This window comes from Flavobacteriales bacterium TMED191 (genome assembly GCA_002171975.2).
Taxonomy (GTDB): domain Bacteria; phylum Bacteroidota; class Bacteroidia; order Flavobacteriales; family TMED113.
On sequence record NHIO02000019.1, the window covers coordinates 23,981 to 43,065 of the forward strand.

General features: G+C 31.8%; 15 protein-coding genes and 1 tRNA gene. 2 read left to right on the forward strand and 14 right to left on the reverse strand.

The window, feature by feature from the left end; translation table 11 throughout:
• Window position 1: 1 nt before the first annotated feature.
• Window positions 2-3,028, reverse strand: coding sequence for a 4Fe-4S dicluster domain-containing protein (locus tag CBD51_001330; protein RPG60236.1), 3,027 nt, complete (start codon window positions 3,026-3,028; stop codon window positions 2-4).
• A gap of 7 nt (window positions 3,029-3,035) precedes the next feature.
• The gene (locus tag CBD51_001335) at window positions 3,036-4,274 is read right to left on the reverse strand and encodes a cytochrome C (protein ID RPG60237.1); all 1,239 of its coding nucleotides are present in this window, start codon (window positions 4,272-4,274) and stop codon (window positions 3,036-3,038) included.
• Window positions 4,275-4,496: 222 nt separating this feature from the next.
• On the opposite strand from CBD51_001335, the gene CBD51_001340 reads away from it, so the two are divergent.
• Window positions 4,497-4,901 (forward strand): hypothetical protein, encoded by a 405-nt coding sequence (locus CBD51_001340; protein RPG60238.1) that lies wholly within the window; start codon window positions 4,497-4,499, stop codon window positions 4,899-4,901.
• Here the strand turns inward: CBD51_001340 and CBD51_001345 are convergent.
• From CBD51_001345 to CBD51_001355, 3 genes are all read right to left on the reverse strand, one after another.
• The gene (locus CBD51_001345; GenBank protein ID RPG60239.1) at window positions 4,898-7,597 is read right to left on the reverse strand and encodes a translation initiation factor IF-2; all 2,700 of its coding nucleotides are present in this window, start codon (window positions 7,595-7,597) and stop codon (window positions 4,898-4,900) included. The genes CBD51_001340 and CBD51_001345 overlap by 4 nt on opposite strands.
• A gap of 5 nt (window positions 7,598-7,602) precedes the next feature.
• Window positions 7,603-8,838 (reverse strand): transcription termination/antitermination protein NusA, encoded by a 1,236-nt coding sequence (nusA, locus tag CBD51_001350; GenBank protein RPG60240.1) that lies wholly within the window; start codon window positions 8,836-8,838, stop codon window positions 7,603-7,605.
• 123 nt (window positions 8,839-8,961) lie between these two features.
• Window positions 8,962-9,037, reverse strand: a tRNA-Gln gene (locus CBD51_001355).
• A gap of 139 nt (window positions 9,038-9,176) precedes the next feature.
• On the opposite strand from CBD51_001355, the gene CBD51_001360 reads away from it, so the two are divergent.
• Complete coding sequence (locus CBD51_001360; protein RPG60241.1) at window positions 9,177-12,161, forward strand: DUF2723 domain-containing protein; 2,985 nt, start codon at window positions 9,177-9,179, stop codon at window positions 12,159-12,161.
• A 1-nt stretch (window position 12,162) separates the two neighbouring features.
• Here the strand turns inward: CBD51_001360 and CBD51_001365 are convergent, their stop codons facing one another.
• From CBD51_001365 to kbl, 9 genes are all read right to left on the reverse strand, one after another.
• Window positions 12,163-13,134: a polyprenyl synthetase family protein gene (locus tag CBD51_001365; GenBank protein ID RPG60242.1), complete on the reverse strand. Its 972-nt coding sequence runs from the start codon at window positions 13,132-13,134 to the stop codon at window positions 12,163-12,165.
• Window positions 13,127-13,987, reverse strand: coding sequence for a glucose-1-phosphate thymidylyltransferase (gene rfbA / locus CBD51_001370; GenBank protein ID RPG60243.1), 861 nt, complete (start codon window positions 13,985-13,987; stop codon window positions 13,127-13,129). The genes CBD51_001365 and rfbA overlap by 8 nt, the downstream gene beginning before the upstream one ends.
• 4 nt (window positions 13,988-13,991) lie before the next feature.
• Complete coding sequence (locus CBD51_001375; protein ID RPG60244.1) at window positions 13,992-14,555, reverse strand: ribosome recycling factor; 564 nt, start codon at window positions 14,553-14,555, stop codon at window positions 13,992-13,994.
• Between the two features lie 10 nt (window positions 14,556-14,565).
• A complete protein-coding gene (locus tag CBD51_001380; protein RPG60245.1) occupies window positions 14,566-15,267 on the reverse strand; it encodes a UMP kinase in 702 nt (233 codons plus the stop codon).
• 47 nt (window positions 15,268-15,314) lie between these two features.
• Complete coding sequence (locus tag CBD51_001385; GenBank protein ID RPG60246.1) at window positions 15,315-16,151, reverse strand: elongation factor Ts; 837 nt, start codon at window positions 16,149-16,151, stop codon at window positions 15,315-15,317.
• Window positions 16,152-16,167: 16 nt separating this feature from the next.
• Window positions 16,168-16,911 carry a 30S ribosomal protein S2 gene (gene rpsB, locus CBD51_001390; protein ID RPG60247.1) on the reverse strand — a complete coding sequence of 248 codons (744 nt, stop codon included), beginning with the start codon at window positions 16,909-16,911 and terminating at the stop codon, window positions 16,168-16,170.
• A gap of 7 nt (window positions 16,912-16,918) precedes the next feature.
• A complete protein-coding gene (locus CBD51_001395) occupies window positions 16,919-17,305 on the reverse strand; it encodes a 30S ribosomal protein S9 (protein ID RPG60248.1) in 387 nt (128 codons plus the stop codon).
• A gap of 1 nt (window position 17,306) precedes the next feature.
• The gene (locus CBD51_001400; protein ID RPG60249.1) at window positions 17,307-17,768 is read right to left on the reverse strand and encodes a 50S ribosomal protein L13; all 462 of its coding nucleotides are present in this window, start codon (window positions 17,766-17,768) and stop codon (window positions 17,307-17,309) included.
• Between the two features lie 126 nt (window positions 17,769-17,894).
• A complete protein-coding gene (kbl, locus tag CBD51_001405; protein ID RPG60250.1) occupies window positions 17,895-19,082 on the reverse strand; it encodes a glycine C-acetyltransferase in 1,188 nt (395 codons plus the stop codon).
• Window positions 19,083-19,085: the final 3 nt, after the last annotated feature.

Sequence of the window (19,085 nt, forward strand, 5' to 3'; positions counted from 1 at the left end):
TTTATATTTTTTTGTTTCTAACCTTGGTTTTATAAAAAACCGAGGGTTTGGTATTTAATTCTTCAATTAAATAATATGATCTTTCGTTTTTCTTTTCTTTACTAACTCTGCTATTTTTATCCAAAGCATCACCAAATACAATAGCTCCAGTATCGCATGCCTTCTCACATGCACATTTTATTTCTCCATCTTTAATTTTTCTTCTTTCCTTTTTAGCGTCTAATTTAGTTTTTTGAATATTTTGTATACACATTGAACATTTTTCCATCACTCCTCTAGACCTAACTGTTACATCCGGATTTAAAACCATTTTACCCAAATCATCGTTCATGTTAAAATCAAACTGGTCATTATTAGCATAATTGAACCAGTTAAATCGTCTTACCTTGTAGGGACAATTATTCATACAATATCTTGTACCTATACATCTATTGTAGGTCATATGATTCAATCCTTCTCTAGAGTGTGTCGTGGCCGCGACAGGACATACAGTTTCACAAGGAGCATTATTACAATGCTGACACATAACTGGCTGAAAAACTACTTCTAAATTTTCAGCTGATGCTGGCTCTTCCATCTTCTTATACATTTCAACAGAACCAATCCCATCTTCTTTTGCTTTTTGTTTTGTCATGTCACTTGAGTAGTATCTGTCAATTCTGAGCCAGTGCATATCTCGATTTTTTCGAACCTCCTCCTTCCCAACTACAGGTACATTATTTTCCGCATGACATGCAATAACGCAAGCACCACAACCAGTACAAGAATTTAAGTCGATTGACATATTCCAAAAATGTACATCTCTCTCATGATCTTTCCATAAACTTAAATCAGAAGGTTTTACATGGCCTTTATGAGAATGGAGTAGAAACTGCTTATTTCCAGAAGTTTTATCTTTAAGGTATTCGGATAAATTTGTTTCTTTTACAATATTTCTACCCATCATAGTATGGCTATTTTGTGTACAAGCAAACTCATGCGTCTCATCAATAATTTCAATACTAACATCACTTGTGCTAGTTTTATTAAAATTACTATAAACACTAAATGCATTAACACCGATATTTTTACCTGCTTTACCTGTTTCAGTACGACCATATCCAAATGAAAGACCTAACGTGCCATGTGCCTGACCTGGCTGAATATATACCGGACATTTTAAAGTTTTATTATTGACTTTTAGATTGACCATATTTCCATCCAACGCACCATTGGATACATGCCAGTTTTTTATATTTAATTCCTTTGCATGAGATGGTGAGATTGTCAAATAATTATCCCATGTAACTTTAGAAATTACATCAGGTAACTCTTGTAACCATGGATTATTTGAATAAACACCATGACCTAAAGACCCCTTAACATATAGTTCTAATTCCAAATTATTAGAGGGGCGACTTATTTTCTTAGTAATACTTGTGTCAAAAGACATAGCACTTAATTCATTATCAGCAATATCCTTCTCAATATATCCATCGTGAAGAATTTGATTCCAATTACTAGAAATATTATTTTTTACAAATGATTTTAAATAAGTCAAATATGACTTTGATTCACCCATCCATTTTAGCAAACTATTCTGAACTTGTCTAGAGTTAAATAAGGGTGAAATTGTAGGTTGCTGCAAAGAATAAAATCCTGTATAAGGATTCATATCTCCCCAGCTTTCTAGATAGTTTGTTGTGGGGCATATATAATCACATAAAATAGCTGTTTCATTCATCGATTCAGAAAAAGAAACCTTGGATGAAACCCTCTTGAGAGCAGACATGAATTTATTTTTATCTGGAAAAGTGTACATTGGATTTGTATCCCAAAACATTACAACATCAACTTTATCTTTATTCATATCATCAACTAAATTGATGATATCAGAGTCTTTAGAGGAAAATAATTTAGATTTACGACTCGTTAAAATTGTTGTACCATAATTTCCTAATAAAATATTAATATGGTTAATGATAATTTGAATATTCGTATCGTCACTACCTGACACAACTAAAGATTTACCCTTGTTTACAATTAAATCATTAGCAATTTTATTAATTAATGAATCATGCTGTGTTTTAGCGGAACCAATACCTTTCTTATTTAGAATTTTAAGTAAAGTATCATACAATCTAGTTACGTATGAAGCCTGATGACTAGCTTTTATTGGAACTCTCTTATCTGCATTGGCACCTGTCACTGAAAGTAGACTTTCAAACTGATAGTGTCTAGACATTTTTCCATTTTCAGGCTTCCTGTTTTGTGTATATTGCCTAGCGTGAGCTGGATCTAACCATTCCGATAAAAAATCTGCACCAAAAGAAACTATGCATTCTGATTTATCAAAACGATAAGTAGAAATAAATCGCTTTCCAAAAGTTTCTTGATTTGCAGACAGAATTGCATCTTTTGATAATGCATCATATGTAACTACACTAACATTTTTATAGTATTGTTTGAATTGCTTTATTAATTCTTTTGTGGAAGGGCTAATTATAGTTGACGTAACAATTGCTATTTTCTTTTTTGCTTCATTAAGCTTTTGTATTATCTCTTGATCTAAAGATGCCCATGATATGTCTTTATTATCTTTTAATGGCCCCTTAAGTCTATTGGAATCATATAATGACAATACAGAGGCTTGGCATCTTGCATTTATTCCTCCACCAAAAGACGGATTATTGTTGGAACTTAATAAAATAGGTCTTCCTTCTCTTGTCTTAACAAGTAAACTTGCAAAGGTGTTTTCAGCAAAGTAAGAGCTTGCATAATACAGTGGATTTCCAGGAACAATCTCTTCAGGCTTATTTAGATAGGGAATAGACTTAACAACAGGAGCTTCACAGGAAGCAAGAGTAGCAGCAACAGTTCCAAATCCAAGAAATTTTAAAAAGTCTCTTCTGCTAGTTGAAGAAGCTGATAGGGTATCAGCATTTTCCCACATAGCCTCTAATGGTAATTTTTCATCAAACTCATTATGAGTTGACACATTCTTTGTAGAATGACCTAAACTATTAAAATATTTTTTTTCTTCTTTCATAAATTTTTTAATAATGACATTTTGCACACTCCCTTCCACCAATCATATCAACCGTTATTTCTTCTCCATGATATTTATCAATCCATTTTTCATGCAAATCATGATAATAGGGATTATCAGTATCAATTTCTTCTTCTCTGTGACAATTTATACACCATCCCATAGTTAATTTTGAATACTGATAAGCTACATCCATCTCTTCCACCGGACCATGACATGTCTGACAATCAAGTCCTGCAACATTCACATGTTGAGAATGATTAAAATATGCCAAATCAGGTAAATTATGAATTCGCACCCACTCAATAGGTTTTTGGTCATAGCCAGGTATATATGTTTTAGAATTAGGATCAAAGCCGATAGCTTCATAAATTTTATTTATTTCTTTAGTGCCTTCTTCACTTCGTCCCTCATTTACATAAGTATGGCAATTCATACATACATTGGCTGATGGAATACCAGAATGCTTACTTTCTCTGGCAGAATGATGACAGTAATTGCAGTCAATTCCTTGTTCACCAGCATGAAGCTGATGAGAAAACGCGATTGGTTGATCTGGTTGATAATTTTGCGCTACACCTATCTTAGATGTGGCGTTCCAACAGCCCTTTATACCACTAAAAACCACCAAAACTGAAAAAAGAACAATAAAAGATGGATTTAATTTAATCCAAGACAGGATATCATTGAAAAAACCAGTTCTTTGAACTCCTGCTGCATCTTTTAAGACATTTTTTACATAAATTAAGAGAACTGTATTGAATATAACTATAAATAAAACTATATAAAGTAAGTTATTATTTTGAGGAATTTCAGTATACTCCGTTGATTCAGACACCACCACTTCCTCGTTAATAGGTCCCTCCTTTATATATGCTAATATATTATCAATGTCTTCATTAGAAAAATATGGAAACGCTGTCATTACAGCCTTATTATATTCTTCATAGATAGCAACTGCTTGCTTATCCCCACTTTCGATCATTTCAGAAGAATTTCTTATCCAAGAATATAGCCAATCTTGAGTGTATTCCTCAAAAATTTCATCATTCAAACCAGGTCCAATAAGTTTTTTGTCTTCCGGGCCTAAATAATGACATGATGCGCAATTGGTCTTAAATAAACTTGCACCAGCTTCAACATCTTGAGAAAAAACTGGTTGCAAAGCAATAGATAAAAATAAAATAACCATGACAGACCCCAATGAACAAAATCTAGCAATAATTGATGTCGGGGAAATTATCATTTTAGTTGAATTCAAATTATCATTTTATAGTGATACCAAAGATATAATTTATTTGAAATCTAAATCATATTTGTGAGAAATATTTTAACTAAAAAAGTTAATTTAGAATGTTTCCAAATAACTCGATAAATCACATTTCAACTTCATTATTTGATAATCAGAAAGTTATATGATTTATATCATATTTTGTAAAAAAATTTATAATTTTGAACTTTATAAAATATGAAATCATTTACAATCTTTTTTTTTATAATTTTTAGCTTCTTAGCAAAAACTCAGGATGAGAAACCAAAATTATATTATCAAAACCAAAAAATAGATTCACTTATAACACAATACCAAGTGTTAAGAAAAAGCAACAAAATATCAGTTTATAGAATTGTTTTAATCTCTAGCGAGTCACCAGAAAGAATTAAAAAGATTAAAAAAAATTATTTAAAAATATTTCCACTAGAAATTGTCGAAGAAGTTTTTGAACCACCATACTTTAAGGCAGTTACTGGAGCTTATTTAGATAAAAAAGATGCCGATAAAAAAAGAAAAGGTATAAGAAATCAATTTAAATCTTCGTTTGTATTCGAAGAGAAAGTATCAATTGAAACATTTAAAAAATACCACAAAAACTAACTAGCTGTCTCCTGAAAAACTTCTACAATATCTCCAACTTTAATGTCATTGAAATTTTTAATAGTTAAACCACACTCATAACCTTTCTGAACCTCTTTTACGTCCTCTTTAAATCTTTTGAGAGAATCTAACAATCCAGTATAAACTACAATACCATCTCTAATTAATCTTACATTCGAATTTCGAACAACCATTCCATCTAACACATAGCAACCAGCAACAACACCTGCTTTGGTTAACTTGAAAACATTTCGTATTTCTACATTACCCAATACTTTCTCAATCATTTCAGCTTCGTGCATACCTTCAATTGCATCCTTAATAGAGTTAATAGTATCATAAATAATCGAATAGAGCCTAATATCTATCTTTTCTTTTTCAGCTAGTTTTCTTGCCGATAAAGATGGACGCACCTGAAAACCTATTATTATTGCATCCGAAGCTGATGCAAGCAGAACGTCAGATTCAGTAATTTGACCAACTGCCTTATGAATAACATTAATTTGTATTTTTTCTGTTGAAAGCTTTAACAATGAGTCTGTTAATGCTTCTATTGAACCATCAACATCCCCCTTAAGAATAATATTTAGTTCTTTAAAGTCTCCAATAGCAAGCCTTCGACCAATTTCATCAAGAGTAATATGTTTATGCGTTCGGACACTTTGCTCTCTTTGTAACTGATCTCTTTTAGCAGCAATACTTTTGGCTTCTTTTTCATCTTTTCTAACATAAAATACATCTCCTGCTTGGGGAGCACCATTTAGACCTAAAAGTGTAACTGGGGCTGATGGTGGAATTTTATTCACTTTTTGTCCTCTCTCATTAAAGAGTGCTTTGACCTTTCCAGTGAATCTGCCAGCTAACATAAAATCTCCAATTGACAAAGACCCTTCTTGAACTAGCACAGTAGTTACATAGCCTTTACCCTTATCTAAAGATGCTTCTAAAACCGTTCCCTTGGCTAGTTTATTTGGGTTAGCGGTAAGGCTCAACATCTCTGATTCCAATAAAACCTTTTCAAGCAATTCATCAACACCTTGACCTGTCTTTGCAGATACATCTTGACTTTGATACTTTCCACCCCACTCTTCAACTAACAAATTCATTGCTGATAATTGTTCTTTTATCTTGTCAGGGTTTGCACCGTCTTTATCAACTTTATTAAACGCAAAAATCATTGGCACATTAGCTGCCTGTGCATGCGCAATAGCCTCCTTAGTTTGTGGCATTACCGCATCATCACATGCAATTACAATAATCACCACATCAGTAACCTGAGCACCTCGGGCTCGCATAGCTGTAAAAGCCTCATGTCCAGGAGTATCTATAAAAGTTATTTTTCTTTCATCATCACTGACAGAAACTTCATATGCAGCAATGTGTTGAGTAATACCTCCTGCCTCACCTGCAATAACATTAGCTTTTCGGATGTAATCTAATAGAGATGTCTTTCCATGATCCACATGACCCATTACAGTAACAATTGGGGAACGCGGTTTTTTATTTTCATCGTTGTCTTCAACATCATCTTCAATAAACTCTTCTAACTCAGCACTAACAAATTCGACAGCATGATTAAACTCCTCGGCAACAATATTTAATGTTTCAGCATCCAACCTTTGGTTCATAGTAACCATAATACCCAACTGCATACAACTTGAGATGACATCATTGACACTCACATTCATCATATTCGCAAACTCACTAACGGTAACAAATTCAGTGACTTGAATTGTAGAAGACTGCTCTGCTTGCTTCATTTGATCTTCTAATGCTTTCTCTTTTCTTTCCTGTCTCTTTTCTCTTCTTATTTTTGCACCTTTTGACTTTCCTTTAGAAGTTAACTTCTCTAAAGTCTCAGCAATTTTATCTTTAACCTCCTTAACATCGGGAAGAGTTTTCTTTGTTTTATTACTTTTTGGCGATTCTCCAATGATTCTTTTACGTTTTTTCTTCTTAGTGTCCAAGTGTGAAGATGAAGCTACTCTTTTTTTTGATTTTTTCTCTGGTAACTGAATGGTACCTAATTTTGTTAATTTAATTTTAGTTTCCGATGGCCGGCTAATTGTAGAAAAATCTTTACTCTCTTTACTATTTCCCTTTACATTATCTAGGGGATCATTTTGCTTATCTTCATTTTTAGACAAATTATTATCAATAAAAGACTCCGATTTTTCAACCTTATCAGTCTCAATAGACTTGTCCTTAACTTCTTCTACCTTATCTTCTTCTACCTTATCTTCTTCTACCTTAACTTCTTCTACCTTATCTTCTTTAATCTCAGTATCATGACTCTTTACATCATCAACCTTAACATCATCAACCTTAACATCATCAACCTTAACATCATCAACCTTGGTATCGTCAACCTTGGCATTATCAATCTTAACATCCTCAACGGTGGATATTTTTAATTCAGGTGAATGTATTTTCAAATCCTTAGACTTTTCAATTTCAGCAAGATCGTCATTCTTCTGTAGTCTCTTCTCTACTTTTAATCTGTTCTCTTCAGAGACAGCATCGGCTTTTTGTTTCTGGCTAAGATCGGATGAAAATTCTTTCAATAATAAATCGTACAAATCTTCAGGCAGTTTAGTATTAGGGGATACCTGTATCTCATGACCGTGAGAAGAAAGAAATTCACCTATTCGTTGAATAGTTATATTTAAACCTTTTGCTGCCTTACTTAATCTCATTTAAATTAATCTTCAAATTCTAATCTTAAAATATTCTGAACTTCTGTAATTGTTTCCTCTTCTAGATCTGTACGTCTACTTAACTCCTCTACTCCTAGCTCTAATACAGATTTGGCAGTATCGCATCCAATTGATTTAAAAACATCAATAATCCACCCATCTATTTCATCTGCAAACTCTGTTAAAGCGACGTCTTCATCTTCATCTATATCACGATAAACATCAATTTCATATCCTGTTAACTGACCAGCTAGTCTAATATTATATCCTCCCTTACCAATAGCTAATGAAACTTGATCTGGTTTTAAATAAACATCCGCCTTTTTGGTCTCATCATCTATCTGAATAGAAGATATTTTAGCTGGACTAAGTGACCGAGTGATAAATAATTTCAAATTATCTGTATAATTAATAACGTCGATATTTTCATTTCCAAGCTCCCTTACTATACTGTGAATTCGAGAACCTTTCATACCAACACATGCTCCAACCGGATCTATTCTCTCATCATAAGACTCTACGGAAACTTTTGCCTTCTCTCCAGGGATTCGTTTAACATTTTTTATCACAATTAATCCATCGGCAATCTCAGGAATTTCCAACTCAAATAATCTTTCTAAAAAAGCAGGTGAGGTTCGGGATACGATAATTCTTGGCTTCCCTTTACTAAACTGCACATCTTTAATAACAGCTCGAACCGTATCTCCTTTCCTAAAAAAATCAGATGGAACTTGCTCATCCCGCGGCATAATTAACTCAGTATCACTTTCATCCATTAAAATAATTTCTCTATGTCTAATATGATGGACATCACCTGAAACTATTTCACTTATTCGATCTTTATAAGACTGATTTATAATTTCATAGTCATGGGCTAAAACTTGGGAAATCAAGTTTTGTTTTAATGTTTGTATTGCTCTTCTTCCAAAGTCCTCAATTTTCTTTTCAATAGCTACTTCATCTCCAATTTCAAAATCATCCTCTATTTTCAATGCATCTGACAATGCAATTTCGCTATGAGAATCCTCTACTTTTTTATCTTCAACTACTATTTTATTGTGAAATATTTGCAAATCACCTTTATTTGCATTAACTACAATATCAAAATTTTCATCTGATCCATATTGCTTTATTAATAATGCTCTAAAAGACTGTTCCAAAAGTCCCATAAGAGTAATCCTGTCAATATTTTTATCATCCTTAAATTCTACAAAAGAATCTATTATTGCTGATGTATCCATAATTATAATTTTTTATAAAAAATAAAGGGCCTAAGCCCTTTAAAGAATATTACCAATACGTTAAAGTAGTGCAAATTTAAATAAAATAATCGTATTTATCATATTTAAACCAATTAAATTACTTAGTTGTCCGACTAGGGCTCGAACCTAGACTCTTCTGNACCAAAACCAGACGTGTTGCCAGTTACACCATCGGACAAAAATGCAAAATTAAATATTCCAACGTAACAAACAAAAATTGTACAAATAATGTTATGAATTCAATTTGTAAATTTTAAAGAATTAAATCATTTTAATGTGTATTTTAGCATTTTGAACATAAAATAAAATTATTGATAATGAAAACCAGTGTTATAGAAAATATATCTGCTTGGTTAGTTTTTATAGTTGCACTAACAACTTACTGCTTGACAATGGAGCCTACAAACAGTTGGTGGGACTGCGGAGAATATATTGCTACAGCTTACAAATTACAAGTTGGGCATCCCCCTGGTGCACCATTATTTTTATTAATAGCCAATTTATTTTCACAACTCGCCCTTGGTGATACTTCTAAAGTTGCTCTAATGGTGAATTTTATGTCTGCATTGTGTAGTGCAGGAACTATCATTTTTTTATTTTGGACAATCCAAAGAATTGCTAAAAAAATTACAAATAAACAAGAAAATGCAATTGCAACCTTAAGTGCTGCAATTGGAAGTTTGGTTTACACATTCTCCGATTCTTTTTGGTTCTCAGCTGTTGAAGGCGAAGTTTATGCAATGTCATCATTATTTACTGCTGTAGTTTTTTGGGCCATTATAAGATGGGAAAGTGAAGTGGATACAAATCAAAAAGCGAATAAATGGCTGGTATTTATTGCATACCTAATTGGACTTTCTATTGGTGTTCATATGCTTAGCTTATTAGTTATTCCAGCAATTGTTCTTATATATTATTTTAAAAATTATTCTTTTAATTTTAAAGGTTTCATCTTAGCGAATATCTGCGCCGTTATATTATTAGGTTTAATTTATAACCTGATAATTCCTCAATTTGTTAATCTTGCTGGTAAATTTGAAATATTTTTTATCAATAATCTTTCATTGCCTTTTAATTCTGGTACTATATTCTTCTTTCTTATAACTATTGGAGGTATTGTTTACTCCCTAATTTTATCTTTTCGACACAAATACTTTAACTTAAATACTTCTATTTTAGCATTTACATTTTTACTACTTGGATACATGTCATTTTTCACCCTAGTTATTCGCTCTAATGCTAATACACCGATTGATGAAAATAGTCCTGAAGATGCTGTAAGTCTTTTATCATATCTTAATAGAGAACAATATGGCACCACCCCCCTTCTATATGGGCAATACTACAATACTGAAGTCATAAACTACAAAGATGGTAATCCTGTTTATGTGAAAGATATTAAGAAAGGCAAATATGTAGTATCCGATGACCGTAAACAATCTGTCCCATTATATGACGACGAAAAAAGTGGAATCTTTCCTAGAATGTGGAGTAGAGATGAAAGACATATTTCTGCTTATCAAGAATGGGCAGGGATAAATAACATAAAACAAAAACCAAAATTTACAGAAAATTTAAAATTTTTCCTTTTATATCAAATAAACCATATGTATTTTCGATACTTTATGTGGAATTTTGCTGGCAAACAAAATGACAAACAAGGTCATGGTGAATTAAATAATGGTAATTGGCTTAGCGGAATTAATTTCATTGATGATACACGCCTTGGACCCCAAAAATCACTACCTGATCATTTAGAAAAAAATGCTGGAAGAAATAAATTTTATTTTCTTCCATTAATCCTAGGTTTAATTGGATTGTTTTTTCATTATCAAAAAAACCCGAAAGACACGTGGGCTGTTTTTTTATTGTTCTTTTTTACAGGCCTTGCAATTGTTGTTGAGCTAAATCAAACTCCATTTCAACCCCGTGAAAGAGATTACGCATACGTAGGTTCATTTTATGCTTTTACTATATGGATTGGACTAGGCACGATTCAAGTTTATTATTTTCTGAAAAAATTAGTTAGTAATAAAACTATCAGCCTACTTGTTTCAGTGACATTATTATTTATTCCAACATTAATGGCTGCAGAAGGTTGGGATGATCATGACAGATCTAATAGGTATACTGCTCGAGAGTTTGCAAAGAACTACTTAAAATCCTGTGAACCAAATGCAATACTATTTACAATGGGTGACAATGACACCTTCCCCTTATGGTATATTCAGGAAGTAGAAGGATATAGAACAGATGTTCGTATTGTTAATCTGAGTCTATTAAACACAGATTGGTATATTGATCAAATGAAACGCGATGCATATGATGGTAAAGGGTTGCCGTTTAGCTTAAATCGCAACCAATATAAACAAGGAACAAGAGATGTTGCAATATTTATTGACAAGGGAGCTAGCGACAGACGTCTAAATTTAAAGGATTTTAATAAATGGATTAAAAGCGATCGCCAGGAAACAAAAATAAATATAGGTAAAGACTATGACTTTTATTACACAAAAAAAATTCGAATACCTGTTAATAAAAATAATATAACCGACTTACATCGTGACTCTGTACTAGACTTTCTTGACATAGAATTGAAAACTAGTCAATTAGAAAAAAAGGATATTATGATCCTCGACCTAATCGAACAAAACAACTGGGAAAGACCTATTTATTTTGCAATTACTATAGGTAGCTCAGGAAGGTCATTTTTATACTTAAATGATTTTTTTCGTCTAGACGGTATGGTTTATAAACTAATGCCAAAAAATTATACAAACGAATCTAGCGAGATGGGTGGTATTGACTCCTCAATATTATATCCCATCCTTATGAAAGACTATAAATGGGGTAATTTAAATGAAGATATTTACCTGGACGAAACCAATATTCGTATGACAATGAATTTTAGAAATAATTTCAGTCGATTAGCTCAAAAATTGATAAAAGAAAAAGAATATATTAAAGCAAAAAAAGTTCTTGATTATTGCATGACAATTATGCCTGGAGAAAAAGTTGCATTAAATTATTTTGTTCACCCGATTATTAAAAGTTATTATAACATAAATGAGACAGAAAGTGCTAATAAAATTATTGATTTATTACACACTACTTATACATCTGAGCTGCAATACTATCTCACCTTCCCAGAAAATAAAATAATAGGGGTATCTATGGAGATCTTAAGAAATTTGCAATTTTATAATGAATTAGTTGAGATAGCTTCAAAAAACAACCACCCAAAAGCTCTTGATATGAAACAAGAATTTGAACAATTTTATAGAAGTTATTTAGTACTATAAATTATTTCTTTCTATTTAGAACCGTATGAATAAACTCTAAAAAGAGATTCTTTTTTTCGACATCTACATCCAAGTTTCTTATTATTTCTAAAATATCAGAACTTAAGCCCTTAATTTTATTGTTAACTATATTCCGAACATTTAAATTATCAAAAATAGAACAAACCCTTTCTAATTTATCATCATCTTGGGAGTGATACACTTTGATTAACTCCTCTTTTTGATGTTTATTAGACGAATCTAGAGCTGTAGCATATAAAAATGTTTTTTTGTTTTCAAAAATATCGCCGCCTAATAATTTACCTGTTTGCGACTGTTGACCATATAAGTCTAAATAATCGTCTTGAATCTGAAATAAAGTACCTAAAGAATCGCCCAATCTATTAATTTCATTTAAATGGTGAATGCTTTTTTCTGACAAATAACATGGGGCTGACAATGCAAATTTAATTAAAACACCTGTTTTTAGGTAAATCATTTTATAGTACTGATTTAAACTTAAATCTTTTGTTTTTTGTAAATCAAGATCCAACTGTTGACCTTCACAAATTTCAATTGAAGTTTGAGTAAAATAGTTAAGTAGCTCCTGACTAAAATTAGATTTTAATAAATGTTTATACGCATGAATAATAAGAACATCCCCTGATAATATAGCCTGATTATTAGACCATTTAGAATTAATAGTTGGATTTCCTCTTCTAAGTAATGCATTATCCATCACATCGTCGTGAATTAGAGTAAAATTATGTAACGACTCAATTGCTAACACAAGATGCTTTATTTTATTAATATTTATATTCCAAAAGTTAGCTGTCAGCAATGTTAATAATGAGCGTGTGTTTTTTCCTTTTTGTTTTAATAAATAGTTTACTGGATTATATAAACTAGTTGGTTCTTTTTTAATCAATATATCATCTAACATAGTAGTTAAAAGCGAAGATAATTTTATAAAAGAATCTGAATAATTATGCATTTAATAAAGACTTAAGATAACTTCCGTACCCGTTATTAAATTGTTTAGAAAGTCTTTCTAATTGCAAATCAGTAATGTAATTCATTAAGTATGCCTGTTCTTCAACACAGCCTACTTTTAGACCTTGACGATTTTCTAGAACATGAACAAATTGACTAGCTTCCATCAAAGAACTAACTGTTCCTGTATCAAGCCAAGCCGTACCTTTATCCATTTTAATTACCTTCAGAAGGTTATTCTGGTAGTATTGTTTTATAACATCCGTTATCTCTAATTCTCCTCTGTGACTTGGTTGAATATTTTTAGCATATTTAATGACATTATTATCAAAAAAATAAAACCCTGGAATTGCATAATTAGATTTAGGAATTTGAGGTTTTTCTTCAATTGAAATTATTTCATTTTGAGATGTAAACTCAACAACTCCATACCTTGATGGGTCTGAAACGTGATATGCAAATATTGTGGCACCTTGGGTGCTTAGTGAATTTTTAATTACATGGCTTAAAGAAGGAAAATAAAATATATTATCCCCTAGAATTAAAGCTACATTGTCAGAACCAATAAAATCTTCAGCAATAATAAGCGATTCAGCAATTCCATTTGGCTTATTTTGAACTGCATATGAAATACTGCAACCCCACTGTGATCCATCTTTTAATAATGTCCTAAACAAATCAATGTCCTTTTTAGTAGTTATAACCAAAATATCATTTATACCCGAAGCAATTAAAGTTGACAAAGGATAATAAATCATCGGCTTATCATAAACAGGGATTATTTGTTTACTAATTGGAATCGTGATTGGGTATAAACGTGTTCCTGCACCACCAGCTAAAAGAATTCCCTTCATATTATCAGACAGTTAAGATATCTTTTTCCTTTGCTTCAAAAATACCATCAACTTTACTAACATTCGTATTTGTTAATACTTGTATTTTTTCTTCAGCCAGATGAAGCTGATCATCGGAGAGACCATCCTTGTTTAATTTTTTAAACTCATCATTTGCATCGCGTCTTACATTTCGGATACTTATTTTACAATTTTCTATTTCTGTTTTTGCTTGCCTAACAAGTTCTTTACGTCTTTCTTCTGTTAAAATCGGAATATTAATAATTATTTTTTCACCTGTATCCTGCGCCACAAATCCTAAATTAGAAGAATTAATTCCATTAATAATCTCACTAACTAGTTGCTTTTCCCAAGGCTGAATAACAATAGTTCTGGCATCTGGGGTACTAAGACTTGCCATATTATGAATAGGAGTTGGGGTACCATAATAATCTATTAAAATTCCCTCTAAAACAGATGTATTAGCTCTACCGGCTCTAATTTTTGATAACTCAGACTGTAAATGATTAATGGACTCATTCATGTTTTCAGTTGCCATGTCCATAATTAATTTTATATTTTCTTCCATATTAAGTTATTTATAAGTGTACCCTAGTACCAATATCTTCACCTTGTACTAATTTAAGTAAATTTCCTTTTTTATTTACATTAAATATATCAATAGGTAAATTATTTTCTTGACACAATGTAAAAGCGGTCATATCCATAATGGATAATTTTTTGCTATAAACTTCGTCAAAAGATATTTTACTAAATTTTTTAGCATTTTTATTTTCTTCAGGATCAGAAGAAAAAACACCATCAACCCTAGTTCCTTTTATGATTACATTAGCCTTAACCTCAATTGCACGCAAGACAGCAGCTGTATCAGTTGTAAAATATGGGTTACCCGTTCCCGCTCCAAAAATAACTACTCTACCTTTTTCTAAATGCCTAATTGCCCTTCGTCTAATAAATGGCTCCGCAATTTCATCAATTTTAACAGCTGTCATTAATCTTGTTTTAATACTATTATTTTCTAATGCAGACTGTAGTGCTAAACCATTAATTACAGTAGCTAGCATACCCATATGATCTCCTTGTACTCTTTCGATAGCCATACCATCACCTCCTCTGAAAATATTTCCACCTCCCACAACTACAGCAACTTCTACACCTTTTTTAACAACAGATTCTATTTCCGTTGCATATTCAATCAACTTTTTATTAGAAATACCCGAACTAGACTTTCCAGCAAGGGACTCTCCACTTAGTTTCAATAGAATTCTTTTGTACATTATTTAAAAATTTTGCAAAAAAAAAGAAGAATTAATTCTTCTTTTTTTGGTTACCCCAAACTAACTCTTTTAAAAGCAGTAATACATAAATCCGAATTTGCATCCTGCAAATATTGCATAACAGTTTTTTTTGAGTCTTTTATATAAGCTTGATTGATTAATGTATTTTCTTTAAAGAACTTTTTTAAACGTCCTTTTGCAATTTTCTCAAGCATTTCTTCTGGTTTCCCTTCTTGACGAGCCAGATCTTTTCCTATCTCAATTTCCTTATCAATAACATCTTGTGTTATATCATCTTCACCAAGACCAACCGGATTCATGGCTGCAATTTGCATAGCAATATTCTTGCCAATATCTTGTATGCCGTCAGTAGAAGACATATTAAAGGCAACTAAAGAAGCTAATTTATTTCCTGGGTGAATATATGCAGTAACAAAATCTGAAGAAACAGCATGATAATTACTCAACTCAATTTTTTCACCAATTACGCCAGTTTGCTCAACTAATTTTTCACCTACAGACATGTTTCCATCAAAGTCCAAAGATTTTAATGAATCTAAGTCATTTATATTATTGTCTAACGCAAGAGATAGTAAATTTTTAGCCAAGTTGATAAAGTTTTCATTTTTTGCTACAAAATCTGTTTCACAATTTAAGCACAAAATGACTCCTAAATGATTATTAGCAGATGTCATGGCAAGAACAGCTCCCTCAGTTGTTGCTCGATCAGCTCTTTTAGCTGCAACCTTTTGTCCTTTTTTTCTCAAAACGTCAATTGCTTTTTCAAAATCTCCGTTGCTCTCGACTAACGCCTTTTTACAGTCCATCATACCAGCACCAGTCTGTTGTCTCAGTTTATTTACTTCTGAAGCAGTTATCTTTGTCATGTTTCTATAAATTAAATTAAGATTTTTTAGTTTTTTTTGAATCTGAATCACTTACTTTTGATTTCTTTTCAGTCTCACGTTCATCTAAAGCTTCTTTAATGGTCGTTGCAACACACGACAAAATTATATCAATACTTTTAGATGCATCATCATTTGAAGGAATTGGAAAATCTACCAAACTCGGATCTGAATTAGTATCTACCATAGCAAATGTTGGTATTCCTAATTTAATGGCCTCTAAAACAGCAATTTTTTCTTTTACAATATCGACGATAAAAATTGCTCCTGGTAATCTATTCATATCAGATATACTTCCTAAGTCTTTTTCTAACTTAGCTCTTTTTCTATCTAATTGTAGTCTTTCTCTCTTTGATAAAGTCGAAATTGTACCATCCTCTTTCATTTTGTCAATAGCCGACATTTTCTTAACTGCTTTCCTAATTGTAACAAAATTGGTCAGCATTCCACCAGGCCATCTTTCAGTTATGTATGGCATTTTTAAAGGCTTGATATGCTTAATTAATATATCTTTTGCTTGTTTTTTAGTAGCAACAAATAAAATTCTTCGGCCTGTTTTTGTTATTTTTTTTAAAGCTTGTAAGCTTTCATTTAATTTATTGACGGTTTGATTTAAATCCAATATATGTGTACCATCTTTTTCCATAAAAATATATGGAGACATATTGGGATGTCTTTTTCTTGTTAAGTGTCCAAAGTGTACACCGGCATCCAATAATTTTTTTACATCTACAATCATAATATGATAATTATCTTTTTGAAAATTGTGTTTTCTTTCTTGCTTTTCTTTGTCCAGGCTTCTTACGCTCTACCATTCTTGGATCACGTGTAATCAACCCTTCTTTTCTTAAATTTGACTTATTGTCTGCATTTAGAATAACTAATGCACGTGCAATTCCAAGACGGGTAGCTTCAGCTTGTCCAGTCAATCCACCTCCAATTACATTAACTTGAATATCAAAGTCTTTAGAACTAGAAACTACGTTTTGTGATTGCTCAATTTTATATTGCAGTAAAGTTGTAGGAAAATAATCCTTATAATCCTTATTATTTATTTTGATTGCTCCCTTTCCAGACTTTAAATATACTCTAGCAATCGAGTGCTTTCTTCTTCCTATTGCATGAATTTTATCCATATTACTTTATATCATCTAAATTTAATAATTTGGGGTTTTGTGCTGTTTGCTTGTGGCTTTCTCCAGCGTAAACATATAAGTTTTTATTAATTGCTCTGCCTAATTTGGTCTTAGGCAACATCCCCTTGACAGCCTTTTCAACTAATCTAGTAGGATGTTTTTCTAATAAATCTTTAGCTAATGTCACTCTTCGTCCACCTGGGTAGCCTGTATGACGAACATATTCTTTTTGATCCCACTTGTTGCCCGATAATTTTATTTTATCGGCATTAATTACAACTACGTTATCTCCACAATCCATGTGGGGAGTATAATTTGCTTTGTGTTTGCCTCTTATAATTTTAGCTATTTTTGAAGCCATTCTCCCTAGCAAAGCACCACTAGCATCTATCAGTAACCATTCTTTTTTCACATCGACTGGTTTTACTGAGTTTGTAACATATTTATTTTTATACTTAACCATCACACATATAACGTTTATAACTTAACCCATTTATCTGCCTAACAAACTAAACAACATAAAAGGGAGTGCAAAAATAACATTTTTTGCTTTACAATCAATAATGTGGGTTTTTTTTTTACTGGATTATTATGAAATAATTTTTAATTCTTTGCCAACAGATAAAAATGCATCTAAAGCGTTATTAATTTGTTTTTTAGAATGCGCAGCTGATATTTGAACTCTAATTCTAGCCATTTTTTGTGGAACTACTGGGTAAAAAAAGCCAATTACATAAATGCCTTTTTCTAATAATTTTTGTGAAAAAATTTGTGAAATTTTTGCATCATACAGCATAATTGGGACAATTGGATGAATTCCAGGTAAAACATCAAACCCCATTTTCACTATTTCAGATCTAAAGTAAGCTGTATTTTTTTGAAGTTTTTCTCTTAAATCATTGGAAGAATTTAATAACTCAAATGCTTTAATTCCTGCGCCAACAATAGATGGTGCTAATGAATTAGAAAATAAATATGGTCTTGATTTTTGCCTCAATATGTCTATTATTTCTGCACTTGCACTAGTAAATCCACCCATAGCGCCACCCATAGCCTTGCCTAGTGTACCTGTTATTATGTCGACTCTTTTTAAAACGTTATGATGCTCTGCAGAACCTCTGCCCGATTTTCCAATAAATCCAGTAGCATGACAATCGTCAACCATAACTAAAGCATCATGTTTATCAGCTAAATCACAAATTTTGTCTAATTTGGCTATTGACCCATCCATTGAAAAAACCCCGTCCGTAGCAATTAATCTTAATCTACTGTCTTTTGATTCATGAAGTTTAGCATTTAAATCAATCATATCAGAGTTTCTATATCTAAATCTTTTAGCCTTACATAGTCTAATACCGTCAATTATAGAAGCATGATTTAATTGATCAGAAATAATTGCATCCTCATCATTTAAAAGAGGCTCAAAAAGTCCGCCATTTGCATCAAATGCAGCAGCATATAAAATTGTATCATCTTTATGTAAAAACTCTGAAATAACAACTTCAAGCTTTTTGTGAATATCTTGTGTGCCGCAAATAAATCTTACAGAGGACATGCCAAAACCATGAGTATCCAATGTAGATTTTGCAGCAGCAACAATCTCTGGATGTGAAGAAAGGCCTAAATAATTGTTTGAACATAAATTCAAAACTTGTTTACCTCCAACCTCAATCAAAGCCGATTGACTAGAATCAATTATCCTCTCAGACTTATATAAACCCTGACTTTTGGCTTCTGAGATTTGACGATTTAATAAAGACTTTAATTCGTTTTTCATAAT